The 21,299-nt window shown below is 67.4% G+C and carries 19 protein-coding genes and 1 tRNA gene; 7 read left to right on the top strand and 13 right to left on the bottom strand.

All coding sequences use genetic code 11. The features are described 5' to 3' along the window. Positions 1-42: 42 nt before the first annotated feature. Positions 43-804, top strand: a complete 762-nt coding sequence (locus tag OHS03_RS24095) for an MmpS family transport accessory protein (RefSeq protein ID WP_328657234.1) — start codon at positions 43-45, stop codon at positions 802-804. Here OHS03_RS24095 and OHS03_RS24090 read toward each other — a convergent pair. The 6 genes from OHS03_RS24090 to OHS03_RS24065 form a co-directional block, all read right to left on the bottom strand. Next, positions 801-1,175, bottom strand: a complete 375-nt coding sequence (locus OHS03_RS24090; protein WP_063915530.1) for a hypothetical protein — start codon at positions 1,173-1,175, stop codon at positions 801-803. The genes OHS03_RS24095 and OHS03_RS24090 overlap by 4 nt on opposite strands. Before the next feature lie 68 nt (positions 1,176-1,243). Next, complete coding sequence (locus OHS03_RS24085) at positions 1,244-1,909, bottom strand: DUF2461 domain-containing protein (RefSeq protein ID WP_056813838.1); 666 nt, start codon at positions 1,907-1,909, stop codon at positions 1,244-1,246. Between the two features lie 80 nt (positions 1,910-1,989). After that, entirely contained in the window at positions 1,990-2,424 is a 435-nt protein-coding gene (locus OHS03_RS24080; protein ID WP_328657232.1) for a hypothetical protein, read from the bottom strand. Positions 2,425-2,817: 393 nt separating this feature from the next. Then, complete coding sequence (locus OHS03_RS24075; protein ID WP_056813833.1) at positions 2,818-3,798, bottom strand: ribose-phosphate diphosphokinase; 981 nt, start codon at positions 3,796-3,798, stop codon at positions 2,818-2,820. Then, complete coding sequence (gene glmU, locus OHS03_RS24070; protein ID WP_328657231.1) at positions 3,795-5,285, bottom strand: bifunctional UDP-N-acetylglucosamine diphosphorylase/glucosamine-1-phosphate N-acetyltransferase GlmU; 1,491 nt, start codon at positions 5,283-5,285, stop codon at positions 3,795-3,797. Before glmU ends, OHS03_RS24075 begins: the two co-directional genes overlap by 4 nt. 93 nt (positions 5,286-5,378) lie before the next feature. Then, positions 5,379-5,449: transfer RNA gene (locus tag OHS03_RS24065), tRNA-Gln, on the bottom strand. A gap of 313 nt (positions 5,450-5,762) precedes the next feature. On the opposite strand from OHS03_RS24065, the gene OHS03_RS24060 reads away from it, so the two are divergent. Continuing rightward, a complete protein-coding gene (locus tag OHS03_RS24060) occupies positions 5,763-6,401 on the top strand; it encodes a TetR/AcrR family transcriptional regulator (RefSeq protein ID WP_194827177.1) in 639 nt (212 codons plus the stop codon). A gap of 160 nt (positions 6,402-6,561) precedes the next feature. Continuing rightward, positions 6,562-7,209 carry a TetR family transcriptional regulator gene (locus tag OHS03_RS24055; protein ID WP_328657229.1) on the top strand — a complete coding sequence of 216 codons (648 nt, stop codon included), beginning with the start codon at positions 6,562-6,564 and terminating at the stop codon, positions 7,207-7,209. 1 nt (position 7,210) lies between these two features. Here the strand turns inward: OHS03_RS24055 and OHS03_RS24050 are convergent, their stop codons facing one another. Beyond that, the gene (locus OHS03_RS24050) at positions 7,211-7,834 is read right to left on the bottom strand and encodes a TIGR03085 family metal-binding protein (protein ID WP_056813823.1); all 624 of its coding nucleotides are present in this window, start codon (positions 7,832-7,834) and stop codon (positions 7,211-7,213) included. 58 nt (positions 7,835-7,892) lie between these two features. Further along, entirely contained in the window at positions 7,893-9,152 is a 1,260-nt protein-coding gene (locus tag OHS03_RS24045) for a DUF7159 family protein (RefSeq protein ID WP_328657227.1), read from the bottom strand. A 218-nt stretch (positions 9,153-9,370) separates the two neighbouring features. Between OHS03_RS24045 and mfd the strand changes: the two genes are divergently transcribed. The 4 genes from mfd to OHS03_RS24025 all read left to right on the top strand — a co-directional run bounded on the left by mfd (position 9,371) and on the right by OHS03_RS24025 (position 14,989). Next, a complete protein-coding gene (mfd, locus tag OHS03_RS24040; protein WP_328657225.1) occupies positions 9,371-12,985 on the top strand; it encodes a transcription-repair coupling factor in 3,615 nt (1,204 codons plus the stop codon). Then, positions 12,982-13,689 (top strand): nucleoside triphosphate pyrophosphohydrolase, encoded by a 708-nt coding sequence (locus OHS03_RS24035; RefSeq protein ID WP_328657223.1) that lies wholly within the window; start codon positions 12,982-12,984, stop codon positions 13,687-13,689. The genes mfd and OHS03_RS24035 overlap by 4 nt, the downstream gene beginning before the upstream one ends. 200 nt (positions 13,690-13,889) lie before the next feature. Continuing rightward, positions 13,890-14,375, top strand: coding sequence for a hypothetical protein (locus OHS03_RS24030; protein WP_056813804.1), 486 nt, complete (start codon positions 13,890-13,892; stop codon positions 14,373-14,375). Positions 14,376-14,413: 38 nt separating this feature from the next. Beyond that, positions 14,414-14,989, top strand: a complete 576-nt coding sequence (locus tag OHS03_RS24025; protein ID WP_056813802.1) for a TerD family protein — start codon at positions 14,414-14,416, stop codon at positions 14,987-14,989. Between the two features lie 50 nt (positions 14,990-15,039). Here OHS03_RS24025 and OHS03_RS24020 read toward each other — a convergent pair whose 3' ends face one another. The 5 genes from OHS03_RS24020 to OHS03_RS24000 are packed head-to-tail and all read right to left on the bottom strand — an operon-like array spanning position 15,040 to position 21,043. After that, the gene (locus tag OHS03_RS24020) at positions 15,040-16,431 is read right to left on the bottom strand and encodes an MATE family efflux transporter (protein WP_328657221.1); all 1,392 of its coding nucleotides are present in this window, start codon (positions 16,429-16,431) and stop codon (positions 15,040-15,042) included. Between the two features lie 37 nt (positions 16,432-16,468). After that, positions 16,469-17,503, bottom strand: a complete 1,035-nt coding sequence (locus OHS03_RS24015; protein ID WP_328657220.1) for a PLP-dependent cysteine synthase family protein — start codon at positions 17,501-17,503, stop codon at positions 16,469-16,471. 36 nt (positions 17,504-17,539) lie between these two features. Next, complete coding sequence (locus tag OHS03_RS24010) at positions 17,540-18,994, bottom strand: alanine racemase (RefSeq protein ID WP_328657218.1); 1,455 nt, start codon at positions 18,992-18,994, stop codon at positions 17,540-17,542. Beyond that, a complete protein-coding gene (locus tag OHS03_RS24005; RefSeq protein WP_174552007.1) occupies positions 18,985-19,995 on the bottom strand; it encodes an ornithine cyclodeaminase family protein in 1,011 nt (336 codons plus the stop codon). The genes OHS03_RS24010 and OHS03_RS24005 overlap by 10 nt, the downstream gene beginning before the upstream one ends. Beyond that, positions 19,967-21,043 carry a TauD/TfdA family dioxygenase gene (locus tag OHS03_RS24000; protein WP_328657217.1) on the bottom strand — a complete coding sequence of 359 codons (1,077 nt, stop codon included), beginning with the start codon at positions 21,041-21,043 and terminating at the stop codon, positions 19,967-19,969. Before OHS03_RS24000 ends, OHS03_RS24005 begins: the two co-directional genes overlap by 29 nt. Positions 21,044-21,299: the final 256 nt, after the last annotated feature.

Raw genomic sequence — 21,299 nt, 5'->3', positions numbered from 1 at the left:
TCACGCGTGTAGTGGGCCACGTCGCCGAGCAAAGGAGCTCACATGTCGGATCGACCTGGTCAGCAGCCTCCTGGATCGTCGCCGGACCCGCACAATCAGCAGCCTTCCGGTGAACAGCCATCGGGTTCTCCGCCGTCGGGCGACCAGCCGCCCGGCTATGAGCCGTCCGGGCAGCAGCCTTACGGACAACAGCCGTATGAGCAGCAGCCGTACGGGCAGCAGCCGTACGGACAACAGCCTTACGGACAACAGCCGTATGAGCAGCAGCCGTACGGACAACAGCCTTACGGACAACAGCCGTATGGACAGCAGCCCTACGGACAGCCACAAGGTTGGAACCAGCAGGGTGGCCCGCCGTACCAGCAGGGCGGCTATCCGCAAGGTGGCTACCCGCCGCCCAAGAAGCGCAAGGTCTGGCCATGGGTTCTCGGTGGGGTCCTACTGGTGTTCCTGGTCGGACTCGGCTCGTGCATCGCCATTGTCGCGACGACGGTGAACGAGGTCGACAACGAGATCAATCGCGCCGTGAACGTGACGTATCAGGTCGACGGAACCGGCCAGGCCAGTTCGATCACCTACTCCGGTCGCAATATGGACATCGCGCAGGACACCGACGCCGCTCTGCCCTGGACGAAGGAGGTCAGCATCGACGGGATCTTCAAAACCGTCACCCTCACCGCCTCGGCCGACGCCGACGGTGGCGATGTCACCTGCAGGATCCTCGTCGGCGACGAGGTGCTCGCCGAGCAAACGGCCAGCGGGCCGTATGCCAGCGTGTCGTGCACCGGCGACGCGGGGAGTTAGAGGTCGAGTTCGTCGGCGAGGTATTCGCCGCTGGTGAGGTTCTCGTCGCCCTCTAGGGCCTTTTCGGTGCCTTCCTCGCCGTTGACGGCGTCGTCGTCGAAGAGGTCGCCATCGACTTTGTCGTCGCCGCGTACTCCCATCGCGACTTCCTCGGCGGGGCGTTCGTCCTGTGCCAACGCCTCGCGGCGGGACCCGCTCTCGGTGTACTCCTCGGACATTTCCTCGTTGATGCCGAGGAAGCCGTCGGCTTCGGCTTCGTGGTTGCGGATCACGTGGTCCGCAGGTGGGTCCTCCACATAGCGCTCGTATTCGACGATGTCGTCGGCTTGATCGTCATCGCCCATGTCCATGTCCAACGGTTCACGGCTCATGGTTCCCAGTATCGGCCTCCGAGAGCCGTGGCGTCACGAGGCACGCTCGGGCCGGTCGGTCACCGCTACTACGGGCGCCTGCCGCTCGTGTCCTCCGGGACGCCCTCCAGGACGGCGGCAAACCACTCGACCAGCGGCCGGAGGTCGTTCCACGCGCGGCGGATCTCGGTGGCCGCGGCCGGGGTGGTGAGCCAGTCCGGCGCGCCGAACTCGCGGTGCAGAGTCAGCGACTTGTGGCGCAGCAGATCGATGCGTGGATGGTCGACGGCATAGCCTCTCGGCTTGGTTTTGAGCTTGTCGCCGCCGACGGTGAAACCGGCTGCCGTCGTCGCGGCCAGGATCTTCTCGAGTTCCGCGCCGCGCACCTCGTCGTCGATCGTGGCCCGCAAGACGGCCAAGGCCGTGGGCGAGGGCCGGAAGCAGCCGCCGGCGACGAACAACCCCGCCGCCCCGATCTGCACGTACCAACCGACGCCGGGCGACACCGCCGCCACCGCACCCTGGTGCGTTTTGTAGGGCAGCTTGTCGGCCGAGAACCGGACATCACGGTAGGGCCGAAAGATCTTGGCCTGTCCGAATTCCGCCGCCAGTTCGGCGGCGAGCGCGGTCATCGGGGCCCGCACGGCGTCGTCGTAGATGTGTTTGTGCGCGTTCCAGAAAGCCTTCGAATTGTCGGCCTCGAGGTCTTCGTAGAAGTCGAGTCCGGTGAGCGGGAATCCGGTGAAAGCATCCATCGGTGCGGCGTTTCTCAGTTCTGTTCGGGGGAGCAGGCCTGATCGGTCAGGTTACCGCTACCAGTATCGCGCGCCACGGCTCAGATACCGCCGATCATCGCCACGAACACGACGACGGCCAGCGCGGCCAGCGCCGCGATCGCACCGTTGACGATGGCGGCCCACTTGCCCATTTCCTCGCCCTTGGCATGCCCGACCAGCCCGAGCACGATGCCCGTCGGCGCGGTGATCAGCACCGGCAGCCCACACAACGCCAACCCGCCGAACACCGACGCGGCGGCACAGCAAAAACTGAAGATCGACCACAGCGGCGTGGTGTCCCGGTACCCATAACCCGGCTGCGGCGGATACGGCTGATACGGCGCAACGCCATACGGTGCCCGGACGGGCGCGGGATAACCCGGCGGCGGATTACCGGAAACGGGATAACCAGCGGCGGGATAACCAGGAGCGGGAAAAACCGGCGGAGGCGGCGGATACGGCGGCATCTCGACAGCCGGACCCGGATTCGCCACTGCACCCCAAGGTTGTACGGCAGGTGGCGGCGGATACGGCGCCGCATCGCGAGGTGTCACGGGGTTGGCGATCCCACCCCACGGCTCCCCGCCCGACGAATCAGACACCTCCGGCGCATCCTGCACCCGAGGCACACCCCGATCCTTACCGAGCTCGACCCGCCGCTCCGGCTCAGTCCCCATACCGCCCCCCTCCCGTCCCGAATTACAGGACCACCATGCACCAAAGACCAGCCGGCGCGCCATTGTCCGAGGACAAGCGCACCGACTGATCTCGAGAGAACATGGGTAACTCACCGGGCACGAGCTAACCCTCCACCCAGGGAGTCTTGCCGCGTCCCCTACTCACCCCGCACCTCGGTCTGGCCAAGATTCGCGGGGAGGCGGAACAGCTCAAGCGTTGCCGTTGAACAGGCCGGTGACCGAGCCGTTCTCGAAGACCTCGCGAATGGTGCGGGCCAGCAGCGGCGCGATCGACAGCACGGTCAGCGTCGGGAACTTCTTGTCCTCGCTGATCGGCAGCGTGTTGGTGATGACGACTTCCCTGGCGCCACAGTTGGCGAGGCGCTCGGCGGCCGGATCGCTGAGCACACCGTGGGTGGCCGCGATGATCACGTCGCCCGCGCCCGCTTCCTTGAGCACCTTCACCGCACCGGCGATGGTGCCACCGGTGTCGATCATGTCGTCGATCAGCACGCAGGTGCGGCCTTCGACGTCACCGACGACGCGGTTGGACTTCACCTGGTTGGGCACCAGCGGGTCGCGGGTCTTGTGGATGAACGCCAGCGGCGTGCCGCCGAGCGCGTCGGCCCACTTCTCGGCGACCTTCACGCGGCCCGCGTCGGGGGAGACCACCGCGAGATTGTCCGAGGGGTAGTTGGTGCGGATGTAGTCCGACAGCTGCACCAGCGCGTGCATGTGATCGACGGGGCCGTCGAAGAAGCCCTGGATCTGGTCGGTGTGTAGGTCGACGCTGATGATGCGATCGGCGCCCGCGGTCTTGAGCAGGTCGGCGACCAGGCGGGCCGAGATCGGCTCGCGGCCGCGGTGCTTCTTGTCCTGGCGTGCGTACGGGTAGAACGGCAGCACCGCGGTGATCCGCTTGGCCGAACCGCGCTTGAGCGCGTCGATCATGATGAGCTGTTCCATCAGCCACTGGTTGAGCGGCGCGGGGAAGCTCTGCAGCACGAAGGCGTCGGAACCGCGGACCGACTCCTCGAACCGGACGAAGATCTCACCGTTGGCGAAGTCACGCGCGGTCTGCGGAGTGATGTCGACGTCGAGTTCCTTGGCGACCTGTTCGGCAAGCTCAGGATGTGACCGGCCTGCGAAGAGCATCAAGTTCTTCTGATTGTCGATCGAGAACGCGGTCACTGCTGGTTGCCATCCTTTTGCTCGATTGTCTTCGAAGACGTCTCGTCTGCCGCGATGGCTTCCGCCGCCGCGCGCGCCGCAGCGGTTCCTGGACGGTAGCGCTGCACCCAGTTGTCGATAGTGCGCTGTGGCCCACCCGACACAGCAAGTGCACCCGGTGGAACGCTTCTGCGCAGTACAGTACCCGCACCCGTATAGGCGCCGTCACCCACGGTGACCGGCGCGATGAACATGGTGTCGCTACCGGTCCGCACATGGGAACCGACCACAGTGTGGTGCTTGTTCACCCCGTCGTAGTTCACAAAAACGCTGGAAGCGCCGATGTTGCTGTACTCGCCGATGGTCGCGTCGCCGACGTAGGTCAGGTGCGGCACCTTCGAGTGCGCGCCGATCGAGGCGTTCTTGGTCTCGACGAAAGCGCCGAGCTTGCCTTCCTCACCGACGACCGTGCCCGGCCGCAGATAACTGAACGGTCCGATGGTGGCGCCCTCGCCGATCTCGGCGCGCTCACCGTGGGTGCGGATCACGCTCGCGCCCTCGCCGACGGACACATCGGTGAGCGTGGTGTCCGGCCCGATCTCGGCGTCCTCGCCGATCTGGGTCTCGCCGAAGAGCTGGGTACCCGGCCGCAGCACGGCGTCGCGTCCGATCCGCACGCTCGCGTCGACCCAGGTCGTCGCGGGGTCGATGATGGTGACGCCCGCACGCATGTGGCGCTCGAGAATGTAGCGATTGAGGGTGGCGCCGGCCTGGGACAGTTGCACCCGGTCGTTGACGCCGGTGACCTTGTTCGAGTCGACCAGCCTCGCGCCGTGCACCGGGCGACCGGCCTCGCGGGCCAGTCGAAGCACGTCGGTGAGGTAGAGCTCGTGCTGGGCGTTGGCGGTCGAGAGTCGGCCGATCATGGTGCGCAGCACCGACGCGTCGAACGCGTAGACGCCGGAGTTGACCTCTTTGATCTTGGCCTGTTCGGGGGTCGCGTCGGCGTGCTCGACGATCTCGGCGAGCTGGCCGTCGTCGTCGCGCACGATCCGGCCGTAGCCGTTGGCGTCCTCGGGCACGAAGGTCAGGACCGTCACGGCGGGCCGCTCGGCATAGCTGCGATGCTCGTCGAGCAGCGCGGAGAGGGTGTGTCCGTCGAGCAGTGGCACATCGGCCGAAGTGACGAGAAGGTCGCCGTCGAAGTCCGCCGGGATCGAACCCAGTGCGCACTGCACCGCGTGGCCGGTTCCGAGCTGCTGCTCCTGCACCGCGCACACGATCTCGCGGCCGAGCTCCTTACCCACGTCCGCCACGGCGGCTCCGACCTTCTCGCGGTCGTGCCCGACGACGGTGATCAGGTGGGTCGGATCGATCTCGGCGGCGGCGTGCAGCGCGTGCGAGAGCATCGACCGGCCTGCTAACGGGTGCAGCACTTTCGGAGTCTTCGACCGCATTCGCGTCCCAGCACCTGCTGCGAGAACGACGACGGCGGTCTGCGGTGGCATGGATCTCCCTCGGCTGCCTGTCAGCGAGTGTGCTGTGGCGGGTTCGGTCGGTAGATGGTGCGGGCCGACGATACGTCACTGTGTCCGTGTGTGCTCCGCCGCCAGGACTCGAACCTGAACTATCTGAACCAAAATCAGAGGTGCTGCCATTACACTACGGCGGATCGCCACACCAGTGGGCCGTCGAGGCCCACCACTGTGCTACGGCACGCCAGTGATCCTCGCACACGATCCCGCCCCCGGGCGAATCTTGTGTACGCCTGTCGCGCACCGCCTCGCGGCGCGTTGTTAGCCTTCTGGAACGTTCGTACAGATTTCGCGAGTACCTGGGTTACTCCTCGGGGGCGCCCACAACTTCGACCGCGCACGTCCGTCGGTCCGGTGCGGTAGTGGAGGAGCACGTGAAGACCGGCAACAGGCACGGAGAGGCGGGGGAGTATGTCTTCCAGTGAGCCGGGTCGCGCTACCAGGCCGAGGATGACCGGAACACAACGCAGGCAGCAGTTGATCGAGATCGGTCGCGCGTTGTTCGCGGAGCGGGGGTATGACGCGACATCGATCGAGGAGATCGCGCAGCGCGCGCAGGTGTCCAAGCCGGTCGTCTACGAGCATTTCGGCGGCAAGGAAGGTCTCTACGCGGTGGTCGTCGATCGCGAGATGTCGATGCTGCTGGAGATGATCACCTCCTCGCTCACCCAGAATCGCTCGCGGGTGCGACTGGAGCAGGTCGCGCTGGCTCTGCTCACCTACATCGAGGAACGGACCGACGGGTTTCGGATCCTGGTCCGCGATCAGCCCGCGGCCAGCTCCGACGGTCGCTACTCGAGCCTGCTCAACGAGGCGGTCAACCAGGTCGCGCATCTGCTCGCCAGCGATTTCGGCCGCCGTGATCTCGATACCAGCCTCGCCCCGCTCTACGCCCAAGCCCTGGTCGGCATGGTGTCGACCACCGCCACCTGGTGGCTCGACGAGCGAACCCCGCCCAAAGAGGTGGTCGCGGCGCACCTGGTGAATCTGTGTTGGAACGGTTTGAGTCATTTGGAAGCCGAACCGGGGCTCAGCTCCGAATGGAATACGGGGACTACACCAACTATCGGTGGGGTAACCGGACGTTAGCGCACGCAGTGTGGACCGAATCCATGATTCGGCTGCCACTTTGGCGCCTGGTGGTACGGTTCACCCATCCTTTTGGGTGCTGCCGGGCGGTATGTCGATCAAATTTCGGGATGTCGGTCTACTTCAGGATGGCTGGATTATTGGATGACAGGCGGATCTGATGGCTAGGCAAGCACGCGCGGAGATCACCCGCGACTCCGTCCTTGCTGGCGCTGCCGATGTCTTTCTCCGTTTGGGCTACGCCAACGCGAGCCTCAGCGAAATCATCGCGCAGTCCAATGTGACCAAGGGCGCCTTGTACTTTTACTTCGGCTCCAAGGAGGAGCTGGCCAGGGCGGTGGTCGATCAGGGCAACGAACGCCTGATCGGATCGTGTCAGGGCTTCTTCGATTCCCGGGTGCCCGCGCTGGAAGCCGGTATCGGGATCACCTATGTGGTGGCCGATCTATCGATGAACGATCCGATGGTGGGGGCGATGCTCAAGCTCACCCATCAGATCGGTGACTATCGCGGCGCGCAGGGCGACAACATCGCCAAGACCTGGGGTGAGACCTACCGGCTGCTGTCGGAACGGGCCATCGCCCAGGGCGATCTGATCGCCGACCTCGATCCCGATGTGGTCGGCGTGCTGCTGCAGGAACTGACCGCGGGCGTGCACATCGTCGCGGTCGGCACCGAGACGATGGATCAGATGGCGGCGCGGATGGAGCGGGCCTGGTATTTCCTGCTGCCCTCGCTGGTGCCGCCGGAGAAGCTGTCGTACTTCCGGGAATTCGCCGCGCGCAGGCTGCGCCGCTACGTCGTCTAGTTCACACGCTGCGGTCGGTGCCGAGCACTGCCCGCACGTCGGCGTCGGCACCGGTCGGCGTGATCCGGACTTCGTCGCGGCCGAAGGCGTGCAGTAGGAGTTCCAACGGCGGGCCGGTGAGCACCACTTCGGCGCCGTCGCCACGATGCGCCGTGATCCTGGCACCCTGCGGCGTCGCGAGGACGACCGGGACCGGCGACTTGCGGTAGGCCGCACGGGCGACGGTGCGCAGGGTCTTCCAGAGGCGCTCTTCGTCGCTCTCCGCCAATTGCCTTGGCTCCCAGCCCGGTTCGGACCGGCGCACGTCTTCGTGGTGGACGAACATCTCGCTGAGGTTGGCCACCGCGTCGACCGGGCGTAGCGGCGACCACCACGGCGGGCCGGTGCGGACCAGCTCGAGCAGTTCGGCGAACGGGCGCTGTGCGATCTGCGCCTGCTTCGCCGCCAGGTACCCGGCCATCGGCCGGAACATGATGCCGATCGAAGCGTCGGGCCTGCGTTCCCGGACCACCAGGTGGGCGGCGAGGTCGTGCACCGTCCAGGTGCCGCACAGGGTCGGCGCGGCAGGGCCGGCCTCGGTCATCGTTTCCACGAGGGCGTGGCGTTCACGTCGAGCCAGACTCACGCCTCGACCATACGCGCGTCGGCGTTCACCCCCGCGCGATCCCACCCAGCGGTGTGTTTCAGCCGCCGTTCATCCACTGTCGCTTCAGGTTCCAATGGTTGGCCCACCACGCCTGTTCCGCCGCGGGGTCCGAGCCCGCCGCCGGGGGCGGCGATTCTCCCGGGAACAGCCCCTGCGGACCCGGAGGGCCGACCTTCGCCGGTGTCGGAGGGGCGCTCGGAGCGGCCGCTTCCGGTGAGCTCGGTGGCGCGGAGGAGTCTGTGGGGCCGTCCTCGGGTGCTGGAACCCGAGTGGGCGGATTCGGACCACGAGGCGCGGTCGGGGCCGTCGCGGCCGACGGCGGCGCGGGCGCGGCGGCCGACGGTACGCCGGGGTCAGGCGCAGGTGCCAGTGGTGGAGCGGGCTCAGCCGGTGGTTGTGGCGAGGTCGGAAGCGGGGCCTCGACGGTTGTCGGCGTCGAGGATGGCGAATGGCTGGTCGTGTCCAGGGAACCCGCGTTCGTGGTCGGGGTGCTGTCGTCCAGTACCTGCGCGACCGCGAATCCGGACACGCCGAGGAAAGCCGCGAGCGCCGCCGCGGTCAGCAGTAGCCGCTTGGGACGCCGAGGCGCGCGCGGAGGTTCGGCGGATTGCTGTCGCACCTGGTCGGCGGCGATCAGCGCGGCTCCGCGCGCTGTTGCCTCGGCGAAGTCGGGCACGAGGACTACGCGCGCGGTGAGTGCGTAACGCAAGGCGCCCGCGATCTCGGGATCGGCCGCCGATGAACCACAGAGGGCCACCGCGCCGGGATGCGTCGGAATCGACTCCAGCATCGATCGCACCTGAGCGATCGTCTCGGTCATCGCGTCGGCATCGAACGCTTCCACCGGACCGTCGAGCGAGGTGCCGTCGGCGAATCCGGTGGTCCAGGTGTCCGACGCCAGGATCTGCCGACGATCCGGCCCGACCACCACGGCGGTCGCGGTGCGATCGGCGAGGTTCAGCAGCACCACGGTCTCGAACTCGGTGAGTTCGGGCATGTCACCGACCAGCGCGAACAGTGCCGATCGGGTCGAAACCAGCGACGATGCCCGCCACTGCCCGTCCGCCAGCTGCGACACGATCCGCTGCCGGTCCTCCGCCGTGTGATAGGCCACGGCAACGTCGGCGACGACCGGCGACGACTCGGTGAGTGCGTCGAGCACACCGACGATCGAGCCCCCGTCTGCCACCCGCTGCTCGACTGCCTGCAGGACCTCGGGCCGTTTCCCCGGTGCGTTGGACAGGAGCACCCCCCGGACGACAGTGCGTTCCGCTGATATTCCGACCGTGGTCGTCATGAATCACCTACTCGATAGACGTATAGCTTTCGGAGGTTCGTGGCGAATGCGTTCTGCGACTGGTCGAAATCCCTTATGTGATGTCTCTCACAGGTCGCCTACCACCCCCGACGCAGCGCGCACTCCGGGGTCAGCCGCGGGCCGACCCCCTGGAATCACTCATCTAGACTTCGAGACGGCTGCCTCGCCGATCCCGTCTGCGCATTCAGGAGCGAACAATGTCCTCCCTTCGTCCTCCGCTCGCCGGTCTGGCCGAAGTGGTCGCGGGTGACGCCGCGCTGCGGACGGTCACCGACCTGGTCGGCAAGTCCGGGGTGGAATTGGTCGCACCGTCGGCCGTACGGCCGTTCGTCGCCGCGACGATCGCCGACCAGCGCCCGCTGGTGGTGGTGACCGCGACCGGTCGTGAGGCCGACGATCTGACCGTGGAACTCACCGAGATGATCGGCCCGTCGGTAGCCATGTTCCCGTCCTGGGAGACCCTGCCGCACGAACGTCTCTCGCCCGGTCCCGACACAGTGGGCCGCAGGCTGGAGGTACTGCGCAGGCTGGCCCATCCCGAAGACCCCGTCTACCCCGATCCGCTCCGGGTCGTGGTCACCACGGTGCGTTCGCTGATGCAGCCGATGACCGCCGGGCTCGGCGATATCGAACCGGTCGTACTGCGCGTCGGCGGCGAATACGATTTCGACGAATTGCTCGCTCGCCTGGTCGAATTCGCGTACACCCGCGTCGACATGGTCGGCAAGCGCGGTGAGTTCGCGGTACGCGGCGGCATCCTCGATCTGTTCGCGCCGACCGCGGATCATCCGGTGCGCGTGGAGTTCTGGGGAGACGAGGTCAGCGAGATCCGTCCGTTCTCGGTCGCCGATCAGCGCTCGCTCAGCGAGAACACGGTCGAGTTGGTCGTCGCGTCGCCGTGTCGCGAGTTGCTGCTCACCACGCCGGTGCGCGAACGCGCCGCCGCGGTCGTCGCCGACAACGAGGCCGACGCCTCCCTGGTCGAGATGCTGGACAAGATCGCCGACGGCATTCCCGTCGACGGCATGGAGGCTCTGCTGCCGGTCCTGGCGCCGGGCAAGCTCAGCCTGCTCACCGAGGCACTGCCCGCGGGCACCCAGTTGCTGCTGTGCGACCCGGAGAAGATCCGCACCCGCGCAGCCGATCTCGTGCGCACCGGCGAGGAATTCCTCGAAGCATCGTGGACCGCTGCCTCGTTCGGCAGCGACGCGCCGCTGGGCGCCAACGGCCTCGACCTGGCTGCCTCCGGCTACCGCAGCCTGCCCGAATTGCACACCAGCGCAGACGAACTCGGCCTGCCCTGGTGGACGTTGAGTCCGCTCAGCTCCGGCGATCCGATCGAGGTGAACCTGCCGGTATCCGCCGGGCCGACCGCCCGCGGCTCCGAGGAACTGGTCGCCACCATCTTCGCGTCGCTGCGCGCGCACGTCGCCACCGGCGGCCGCGCGGTCGTGGTGGTCACCGGCCACGGCACCGCGCAACGCGTGCTGGAGCGGCTCGGCGAGGCCGAGGTGCCCGCCGCCCTGCTGCCCGCCGGTGCGGCACCGGAGTCGGGCGTGGTCGGGGTGCTGTGTGGTTCGCTGCACGACGGCCTGATCTTCGACGACGCCGGTCTGGTGGTCGTGGCCGAGTCCGACCTCACCGGCAACCGGGTCACCGCGCCCACCGAGGGCAAGCGATTGCCCGCCAAGCGCCGCAACCAGGTCGACCCGCTCGCCCTCACCTCGGGCGACATGGTGGTGCACGACCAGCACGGCATCGGCCGGTTCGTCGAGATGATCGAGCGCACCATCGGCGGCGCGCGGCGCGAGTACCTGGTCATCGAATACGCGCCGAGCAAGCGCGGCCAGCCCGGCGACCGGTTGTTCGTGCCGATGGAATCGCTGGACCAGCTCTCCCGCTACGTCGGTGGCGAACTGCCGAGCCTGTCCAAGCTCGGCGGCTCCGACTGGGCGAACACGAAACGCAAGGCGCGCAAGGCTGTTCGCGAGATCGCCGGGGAGCTGGTGCAGCTCTACGCCGCGCGCCAGGCCGCGCCCGGTCACGCCTTCGGCCCGGATACGCCGTGGCAGCAGGAGATGGAGGACGCCTTCGCGTTCACCGAGACCGTCGACCAGATGACCGCCATCACCGACGTGAAGTCGGACATGGAGAAGGCGGTGCCGATGGACCGCGTGGTCTGCGGCGATGTCGGTTACGGCAAGACCGAGATCGCCGTGCGCGCCGCGTTCAAGGCGGTGCAGGACGGCAAACAGGTCACCGTGCTCGTGCCGACCACCCTGCTCGCTCAGCAGCATCTGCAGACTTTCACCGAACGTGTCGCGGGCTTCCCGGTGACGGTGCGTGGTCTGTCGCGGTTCACCGATGCCGCCGATTCCAAGGAGATCCTGGCCGGGATGGCCGACGGCTCGGTCGACATCGTGGTCGGCACGCACCGGTTGCTGCAGACCGGTGTGCGCTGGAAGGACCTCGGCCTGGTGGTGGTCGACGAGGAGCAGCGCTTCGGCGTGGAGCACAAGGAACACATCAAGGCGCTGCGCACCCACGTCGACGTGCTCACCATGTCGGCCACCCCGATCCCGCGCACCCTGGAGATGAGCCTGGCGGGCATCCGCGAGATGTCGACCATCCTCACCCCGCCCGAGGAACGGCACCCGGTGCTCACCTACGTGGGCGCCTACAACGACAAGCAGGTCACCGCCGCCATCCGCCGTGAGCTGATGCGTGACGGCCAGGTCTTCTACGTGCACAACCGGGTGTCCTCGATCGACAAAGCCGCCAAGAAGATTCGTGATCTGGTGCCGGAGGCGCGCGTCGTCGTGGCGCACGGTCAGATGAACGAGGACCAGCTAGAGAAGACCGTGCAGGGATTCTGGGAGCGCGAATACGACGTGCTGGTCTGCACCACCATCATCGAGACCGGCCTCGACATCTCCAACGCGAACACGTTGATCGTGGAACGTGCCGACTCCCTCGGGCTTTCGCAGCTGCACCAGTTGCGTGGTCGCGTCGGTCGTTCCCGTGAGCGCGGCTACGCGTACTTCCTGTATCCGCCGGAGAAGCCGCTCACCGAGACCGCCTACGACCGCTTGGCCACCATCGCGCAGAACTCCGATCTCGGTGCGGGTATGGCCGTGGCGATGAAGGACCTCGAGATCCGTGGCGCGGGCAATGTGCTGGGCGCCGAACAGTCCGGTCACGTCGCGGGCGTGGGCTTCGATCTGTATGTCCGACTGGTCGGTGAGGCGGTGGAGGCCTACCGCGCGGCGGCCGACGGCAAGCCGATCGTCACCGAGGAGAACAAGGAGGTGCGTATCGATCTGCCCGTCGACGCGCACATCCCGCCCGACTACATCGCCAGCGACCGCCTGCGGCTGGAGGGCTACCGCAAACTCGCCTCCGCCCAGGACGATACGGCCCTGGCGGCGGTCATCGAAGAGCTCGTCGACCGCTACGGCCCGCTGCCGGTGGAGGTCGGGCGACTGGTGGCGGTGGCCAAGCTGCGCCTGCTCGCGCGCGAGTACGACGTGTCCGAGATCGTGGTCACCGGTTCTTCGCTCAAGATCGCCCCGCTGAATCTGCCCGACTCCAAACAACTTCGGCTCAAGCGGATCTACCCCGCCGCCAACTATCGCCCGGCGAGCGGTCTGATCACCCTGCCGCTGCCGCGGATCACCGACAGCGTCGGCGCCGACCGGGTGCGTGACGTGGCAGTGCTGCAGTTCGTCGCCGATCTACTGCTGGTGCTCGACGGCAAACCCCAAGGAATGGTGGATCTCTCGGTTCCGACGGAAACCGCGGCGGCCCGATGAGCCCGGAGATCTCCCAGGAGCAGGCCGACACCGCGGTGGTCGCCGCGGGACTGTCCGACGCCGTCGAGGTGATGGACCGCCTCTGGCATTTCGGCGGCTGGGAACGCACCCAGACCCACGATTCCCTGCGGCCCTACCTCCTCGAGGAGACCTACGAACTCCTCGACGCCATCCAGGCAGGCGATGCCGAAACCATCAAGGAAGAACTCGGCGATCTCCTGCTGCAGGTGCTGTTCCACTCCCGAATCGCCGAACACGCGGGCGAATTCACCGTCGACGACGTCGCGGCGACCCTGGTCGGCAAGCTCGTCCACCGCAGCCCCTACCTCACCGACGCCGATTTCTCCTCGGGGGCCTCGGTGGACGACAAGATCGCGGCGCAGGAAAAGGCTTGGGAGGAGCGCAAATCCGCGGAGAAGTCCCGTCGCTCCTGCCTCGATGGCATAGCGATGGCCCAACCCGCCCTCGCCCTCGCCGAGAAGATCCGCACCCGCAGTGCCGCCGCGGGGCTGCCCGCCGACCTCGTCCCTGACTCCCTGCGCGTGGTCGAGCTCGGCGGCCCCGACTCGGCCGAGGAACGCCTGCGCACAGCGTCCATCGACTTCGCCACCGCGATCCGGGCCGCCGAGGACGCCGCCGAAGCCGAACGGGGCACCCGCTCGCCGCTCACCAGCCAGGATTGGCACACCTTCTGGCCGCGCTGAGCACTACCCGCTGGCGGTCAGTTACCGATCGGCTAATGGTCGATCGTGGGTTCGGGGAACGGCGTCAGCGTCTGAGACGTTGCTGAGATCTTGTGGCCAATCATGCGCGCACCAGCGAGCAAGGGCCGCACCGCTTTAGAATCGAGGCAGCTCGTCGTTCGCGGCGGGGCAGGGGTCCGGCGATCGTCGAGGTGAGGCTGATGGGTACAGAGGTAGATTCGGCAAGGCAGGACGTGGCGTCCGACCATCCTGAGCTGGACGTGTTGCCGGTATGGCCGCAGGAAACCATCGCGGTGCTGGTGACCACCGATCCGGGGCCGCACGCGATCCCGGTCTCCTGGCCGGTGCGCGCGGGTGACCGGCGGATTCTCCTCAGCTTGAAGTCCGATCGTGGGTCGCTGGCGCGATTGCGGGCGCGGCCGGAGGTGGCATTGCTGATCCTCGGCGGCGGCAATGTGGCGTTGTGCGCGCGCGGACGGGCGACGGTCCTCGCCGAGCAGATGCCGTCGGCACAGGACTACACCGCGGTGCAGCTGGACGTGGATGTGATCGACGACCATCGGCAGTCCGCGTTCGCCGTCGACCGCGGCATCCAGCGCACCGTTCTCGACGACACCGAATTGCGAGCGCTCGAGGGTCGGGTCGAGACCCTGCGAACGTGGATCGACGCCGGACCCACAGCGTAAGTTCCTCTACGGCACATCATCTGGACAGAAGGGTTTTCATGAGCGTCACACTCGCCAAAGGCGGCAATGTCTCGCTGTCGAAGCAGACCGACAACCTCACCAAGGTGGCGGTCGGGCTAGGTTGGGACGTGCGCACCACCACCGGTGCCGACCACGACCTCGACGCCAGCGCGCTGGCCACCGGGACGAATTTGAAGGTGCTCTCGGATCAGCACTTCATCTTCTACAACAACCTGCGCTCGCCGGAAGGCACCATCGAGCACACCGGTGACAACCTGACCGGCGAGGGCGAGGGCGACGACGAGATCATCAACGTCGACCTGGCCGCCACCCCGCCGACGATCACCAACATCTTCTTCCCCGTCTCGATCCATGACGCCCAGGCGCGCGGCCAGTCGTTCGGCCAGATCCGCAACGCCTACATCCGCGTCACCGACGCGAACACCGGCGTGGAGCTGGCGCGCTACGACCTGTCCGAGGACGCGTCCACCGAGACCGCGATGGTCTTCGGCGAGCTCTACCGCCACAACAACGAGTGGAAGTTCCGCGCGGTCGGCCAGGGTTACGCCTCGGGCCTGGCGGGCATCGCTCGCGACTACGGCGTGAATCTCTGACGAACCGCGACATCAGGCGGGCGACTCGAGGTCGCCCGCCTTTGTCGTGCTCATCGTGACTGGGTGACGGGCACGCGTCGTGGCGGCGTCATGCTGACCTGATCGAGCAGCGCGAAGTACTTGCGCAGCATCAGCACGGCGGTGGTGGCCAAGCCTGCCGTCAGACCCCACCACACGCCCGCCGCGCCCAGATGCAGCGGGAACGCGAGCAGCAGCGCCGAGGGCAGGCCGACGCCCCAGTAGCCGACCAGCGACAGCCGGAAGCCCGCGGACGTCTCCTTCAGACCGCGCAGCAGCCCGGTGCCGATGTTCTGGGCGGCGTCGAAGAACTGCAGCACGATGCCGATGAGCAGCAGGGTGTGCGCGATGGCGATCGTGTCGGTGTCGGTGGTGTCGAGGAACGGCGCCAGAATGATGTCCGGGGCCAGCACATAGACGACACCGGTGACGATCGCGATCACCGCGGCCATCCGCAACGCCAACCAGGCCAGCGCCCTCGCACGGGTGAACTCCTCGCGCGAGACAGCGTCGCTGACCAGGATCGACGCACCGTGCGACAGCCCGATCGCCATCTGGAACACGATGTAGATGATCTGGTAGACGACGTTGTGCGCGGCCAGCGCGGCGGGCCCGAAACTGCCCATCACCAACGCGAGCACCGAGAACATGCCCGCTTCCGAACCGTAGGTGAGCGCGATCGGGGTGCCGAGGCGCAGTTCCTCGCGCACCGTCGCCCAGCACACCGGCCACGGCGTCGACGGCAGCGTGCGGCCGAGTTGTTCGTCGTGGCGCACCATCGCCCAGAACACCCCGAAGGTGATCAGGAAGACCAGCGAGGTCGCGATGCCCACACCTGTCAGACCCATCACCGGAATACCCGCCCAGCCGTGGATGAAGGCCAGCGCGAGCACCAGGTTCAACGCCACCGAGCCGAGCGTGACCAGCAGCAGCGCCTGCGGGCGCTGCATGCCGACGGTGTACTGCCGCAACACCTGGAACCACAGACACGGCAGCAATCCGGGCGCGAGCGCGATCATCATCGGCCGGGCCAGTTCGAGCACCGCCGCGTCCTGGCCGAGCCAGGGCAATACCCAGCCGAGCCCGATCAGCAGAGCCCCACCGAGCAGGCCTGCGAGAGTCGCGATCACGAACGCGGCCCGCACCACCGCACGCACCTCGGCGTCGGCCGAACCGCCACGCTTGCCTGCCGCGCCGAGCGCGCCCGCGATCTGATTCCCGGTGCCGGTGATCAGCCCGACGCACATGGTGCGGATCTGGTTGAACAGCACCAGCGCCAGCCCGCCCGCGGCGACCTCGCGCACACCGAGCGTGCCCATCAGCGCGAGGTTGGTCGTCGAGACCGCGATCTGCGCCAGTTGGGTGAGCGCGATCGGCGTCGCCAGTCTGGCCAGCGCGCTGCTATCGGTCGGCGTGCCGTTCACCCACCCGCTCCGTGGTTCGTCTCGCGCGCGTTCGCGCTCACCTGACCTCCATCAATTCGTCCTGATGCCGCAGCGGCGAATAGCGGCGCAGCAGCGTGGTCACTTCGGCTTCGGCGGCGGAGTCGAGCAGGTCGCGCGCGCGCATCCAGTCGTCGTCGAACACGGTGTCGAGATATTTCTCGCCACCATCACACACGATGGTCACCACGGTGGACCCGGCCGGGAACTCCTCCAGCCGCGCCAAGGCATTGTGCACCGAACCGCCCGCCGAACCGCCGATCAACAGACCGTGTGTCCTCGCGACGGCGCGGGTGGTGGCGAAGGCGTCGACATCGCTGACCTTCACGCCCTCGTCGAGCAGCGCGTAGTCGACGGCGGTGCCGATGGTCGCCCCGGGCGGGGTGCCGGTGCCCGACTGCCAATACGGCCCGCCCTCGCCGCCGAAGGCGATGGATCCGACCGGCTCGATCCCGATCACCCTGGCGGGCTTGCCGAGGTCGCGCAGGCGGGTGGCGGTGCCGAACAGCGAGCCGCCGGTGCCGACCGCCGAGAGCAGGATGTCGACCCGCTCGACGTCTTCCAGCAATTCCTCGGCCACGGCGTAGTAGCCGACGGCGTTGGCGTCGTTGTTGTGCTGTTCGGTGAAGTACGCGTCGTCGCGGGCGGCCGCCATGGCCTCGGCGAGGTCTTCCCGCGCCGAGGTGGCGAGCTCGTCGTCACCGTCATCGGCGACGAACACCAGGTCGGTGCCCATGGCTTGCATCGCGCGCAACTTGTCCTTACAGGCGTGGTTGTCGACCACAGCGGTGAACCGATAGCCGCGTTCGGCCGCGACCACCGCCAAGCCGAGTCCGGTGTTGCCGGACGTCGACTCGATGATATGCCCGCCATCGCGCAGCAAACCTCGCCGCTCCGCGTCGAGCACCATCGATCGAGCCATTCTGATCTTGGCGGCGCCGGTCGGATTGAACTGTTCGAGCTTGAGTAACAACCGGGTACCGGCGTCGGTGACGGCGAGTTCGAACAGGGGGGTGCGGCCGATCAGGTCCGTCACGCGCGTGACGAGAGCCATGGGGTGTTCCTCCATCGGATTGAGAGCTCGGGTGGATCAGCGGGCTGTGCTGTCCAGACTCCAGCGCGGTCGGTCGGCGCCCTCGCGCAGCACCACTTTGGGCGGGAGCGGGAGTTCGTGGAAGGGGGATTCGTTGGAATCCATCTGATACCCGGCGGTGTTCGGGTAGACGAGCAGGTCGCCGGTGCGTGCGCGGCGGGGGAGCGGGATGCGCCGTCTGCTCAACAGGTCGGACTCCAGACAGGTGGTGGCGCCGACGCAGGTGGGGGTGAGCCGGCCGGGGCCTTGCGGCCACAGCACGGGATCGGGGAGGTATTCGCTGTCGAACCACTGCTCGGACAGGCTGAGGCTGGTGCCGTCGACGGTGAGGATGTCGTACGGGTTTCCCTGCGTGGTTCGGGTTTTCACGCCTTGGACCCGGAAGACGGAACTGCCCGCACGGTCGAGGAGCGCCCGGCCGGGCTCGATCGCCAGTCGTATTCCGTTGTCGCGCAACAGGCCGGCGAGATCGTTGTGGGCGAGGACGGCTTCGAGCATGGCCGCGCCGGGAACCGGGAAGTGATAGGGGTAGAAGTCGCCGGGTGGGCTCGCGTGGAACCAGTTGTCGCTGACGTTGTTCCGGAACTCGGCCCACGTCGACGCATCGAGATAGTCGACGCCGAAGCCGCCGCCGATCGAGATCGTATCCGCGAGATGACCGTTCGCCCGTGCGCGCCCGCAGTGCCCGACCAGCGCGGCCGCCTGTTCGGAGCGGGCGACCGCGTCGTAGCCCGACAGATGGAAACTGAAGCCCGACAGCGTGATCGGTCCGGAGACGGCGATGGCTTGGATCGCCTGTTCGAGTTCCATGGCATCGAGCCCGAACCGGCTGGTCGAACCTTCGGGCAAGACCCGAAGCAGCACCCGCACCGGCAGATCCAGTGCGGTGAGGCGGTCGAGTTCATCGAGTGCGTCGACAGCGATGAGTGCTCGATGCCGCGCGGCCAACCACAGCAACTCATCGGATTTCGCGGGCCCGGTGACCATCAGATCCTCGCCGCGCACCCCTTGTCCCAACGCCGCGATCAGCTCGCCGGTGCTGGCGACATCGATCCCCGCGCCGTTCTCCGCGCACGCACGAGCCACGCACGCGGCCTTGTTCGCCTTCTTCCCGTAGTAGACGAACCCGTCGACCTCGCCGAACGCTGACTGAAAAGCTTTGATATTCACCGAGACCCGCTCGGGGAACAGCACATGGAACGGCCCACCGACCGCATCGGCGATCTCCCCGAGCAGGCGGGGATCGGCGAGCAGCCGCTGTTCCGCCACGTCGGTGTAGGCGGGCATGGGTGGTGCGCAGTGCCCCAGCCGCTCGTCGGTTGCCGTCGGTGCCGAGTCGACGGCCAGGTCCGCGATGTGCGGCGGGCTCGGCGGCACCCGCGCGTCGGTTCGGGGCGCGGCGAGTGGGGTGCTGTCCCCGGTGACCCCGGGCTGCGCACCCGTCAGTCCCACAACGGCACCTCCGTGCCACGTCCCTCGCTGATCGCCCTGGCGGCCAGTGCGTGCGCGACCGCGATATCGGTGAGTACCAGCCCGCTGTTGTAGACGAAGATCTTCTCGTCCTCGTTGCGACGCGCCACGGCGCTGCGGGTGAGTACCTGCGGCAGTTCGGCATCCACCGACCGCAGGGTCCCGTCGGGTCCGACCATGTCGGTACCCGTCAGTGCCATCTGCGCCGCGCTGGTGGCCACCACCCGATCGGCTTCGACCAGCGTCGACGGCGCCAGTCCGTAGCCGACCAGTACCGCCACCGAACCCGGTGCCAGATGCGAGGATTCGAGCGCCACCTCGGTACCGGGTCCGGCCGTGGCCAGCACCACATCGGCGGATGCCGCCGCGGCGTACGGGTCGTCGACCACGTCGAGCAGCGCGTGCGGCGCCGCGTCGGCCAGGTGCGCGTGCACGGCGGCCAGCCCCTCGGGATGCGTGCCGTACACCATCAGCTTGCGCAGCTGTGGGTTCGCGGCGAGCAAGTGCGGCAACGCATTACGTCCCTGGGTGCCGGTGCCGATGAGCAGCACGCTCTCCGCCCCGCGTCGGACCGTCTCGCGCACCAGCAGCGCCGACACGGCCGGCGTGCGTAACGCGCCGACCCGCGCGCAGTCCATCATCGCGATGGGGGCGCCGGTGGTGTCGTCGTAGAGGGTGATGGTCGTGTAATACCGCTTGGTGCTGCGGTCGTGGCCGGGGTCGAATTTGTAGGAAGTCTTCATGGCCACCACGCGCCGCCGCCCGTCGCGGCCGAGCATGGCATAGGACACAGACGAGCCGCCGGGGTCGGCGACGCTCAGCTTGCGCGGATTGTCGGATTCGCCTGCCGCGAAAGCGAGATAGGCCTCCTCCACGGCGCGCACCACCTCGGCGGGGCTGATCGGCACGTCGGCCAGGTCGCTGCGGGAGAGCACCCGCAGCCCGATGCCGCGGTCACGGTTGTTCAACGGATCCTCGTTCATCTGCAATGCCCCGCTCTGCTGTCCGATCAGCGACCGCCCGGAACGGGGCGACCACACGTTGGCCATACCCATTCTCGGACGACTCCTGCGCGCGCCGACGGCGTTCGGGCAGCCGGATATTGACACGCTTGAGCCAGCGGTCGGTGCCGTCGTAGCGCGCGCGGAACGGAACGCGCCCGTGTACGGCGACATCGTTGTCCACCAGCAGGATCTCGCCGGGGGCCAGCGCGGGGGCGTGACTGACCCTGGCGAGTTCGGTGGTGAGCCTGGCGTAGGCGGCGCGGAAAACCGCGTCCGCGTCGTCGATCGGGGTGTAGGCGGGATCGTAACGTGCTGTGACAGCATTATTTCCGTCGAGCCACAGCGTGGGCAACGGTGCGAGCTGATCGAACCCGGTGCCGTAGGAGACGTCGGGCAGGATCGGCAGCGTCGGGGTGGTGAGCGTGCGCAGATCGTCGTCGGACAGGCGTACTTCTCGCACCGAGGAGACCGTGGTGGCGACGTGGTCGGGGTTGCGCAGGCAGGCCAGCATGAGCATGTTCGCGCGCTGAGCGTGGAAAGCGTCTTCGGTGTGCGGGCTGAGCAGGGTGGAACTGCTCGCGCCCGACTGCTCCTGCTCGTGGCCCTCGGCGGGCACGATGTTGTTGACCAGCCTGCCGCCCTGCTGCCCGTGCCAGCCGAAAGGCTCACCGGCACAACGCCCGAGCAGCAACATCGTGATATCCAGCTCGAGTGAGCCATGGTGCGCGTGCTCGGCCGCGGCCTGCCAATGCGCCGGAGTCGCACCGAATTCGGCGTCGTCGACGGGCAATCCGCGCACCACGGTCGCGCCTGCGGCGGTGGCGGGTGGTCGAACGGCGTGGCGCACGCTGTCGGGCAGTTCGCCGACGCGCTCGGTAATCTGGGCGATCAGTGCAGGGTCGTGCAGAGTCGCGGTGTGTAGTGCGTCACCTAATCGGTGGCGGATATCGGTCGCGAGCGATCGCAGCGCCGTGGCGGCACGGGGATCCAGCTCGCGATACTCGATGTCGTGCTGGTGAATCGTCATACGTTCGGAGAGAACGCTTTTCACCGGCTTCCCTTCTTCGCATCGGTCGAACGCGGGTGATCTTCAGACTCGATGTGCGAAGGTAGTGCCTATACTCTGATTAGGCAAGACTTACCTAACGTGTCGGCCAGGGAAATAGCCGATCCATATAACATAGCGTTCTACCCCCGAACTGCCGAAGCGAACGCTGACCGGGGTGTCGTCAGGTCGCTGCGGTTCGGTGACGGTCGATGTGAAGCTCCCCACTCGGTGTAAG

This window comes from Nocardia salmonicida, assembly GCF_036142455.1.
GTDB lineage: Bacteria > Actinomycetota > Actinomycetes > Mycobacteriales > Mycobacteriaceae > Nocardia > Nocardia salmonicida.
This window is presented reverse-complemented; position numbering and strand designations above follow the sequence as displayed.

Coding starts and splice junctions, on each gene's coding strand:
- OHS03_RS24095 (WP_328657234.1), top strand. CDS start 43: ATGTCGGATCGACCTGGTCAGCAGCCTCCTGGATCGTCGCCGGACCCG.
- OHS03_RS24090 (WP_063915530.1), bottom strand. CDS start 1,175: ATGAGCCGTGAACCGTTGGACATGGACATGGGCGATGACGATCAAGCC.
- OHS03_RS24085 (WP_056813838.1), bottom strand. CDS start 1,909: ATGGATGCTTTCACCGGATTCCCGCTCACCGGACTCGACTTCTACGAA.
- glmU (WP_328657231.1), bottom strand. CDS start 5,285: ATGCCACCGCAGACCGCCGTCGTCGTTCTCGCAGCAGGTGCTGGGACG.
- OHS03_RS24060 (WP_194827177.1), top strand. CDS start 5,763: ATGACCGGAACACAACGCAGGCAGCAGTTGATCGAGATCGGTCGCGCG.
- OHS03_RS24055 (WP_328657229.1), top strand. CDS start 6,562: ATGGCTAGGCAAGCACGCGCGGAGATCACCCGCGACTCCGTCCTTGCT.
- OHS03_RS24045 (WP_328657227.1), bottom strand. CDS start 9,152: ATGACGACCACGGTCGGAATATCAGCGGAACGCACTGTCGTCCGGGGG.
- mfd (WP_328657225.1), top strand. CDS start 9,371: ATGTCCTCCCTTCGTCCTCCGCTCGCCGGTCTGGCCGAAGTGGTCGCG.
- OHS03_RS24035 (WP_328657223.1), top strand. CDS start 12,982: ATGAGCCCGGAGATCTCCCAGGAGCAGGCCGACACCGCGGTGGTCGCC.
- OHS03_RS24030 (WP_056813804.1), top strand. CDS start 13,890: ATGGGTACAGAGGTAGATTCGGCAAGGCAGGACGTGGCGTCCGACCAT.
- OHS03_RS24025 (WP_056813802.1), top strand. CDS start 14,414: ATGAGCGTCACACTCGCCAAAGGCGGCAATGTCTCGCTGTCGAAGCAG.
- OHS03_RS24015 (WP_328657220.1), bottom strand. CDS start 17,503: ATGGCTCTCGTCACGCGCGTGACGGACCTGATCGGCCGCACCCCCCTG.
- OHS03_RS24005 (WP_174552007.1), bottom strand. CDS start 19,995: ATGAACGAGGATCCGTTGAACAACCGTGACCGCGGCATCGGGCTGCGG.
- OHS03_RS24000 (WP_328657217.1), bottom strand. CDS start 21,043: ATGACGATTCACCAGCACGACATCGAGTATCGCGAGCTGGATCCCCGT.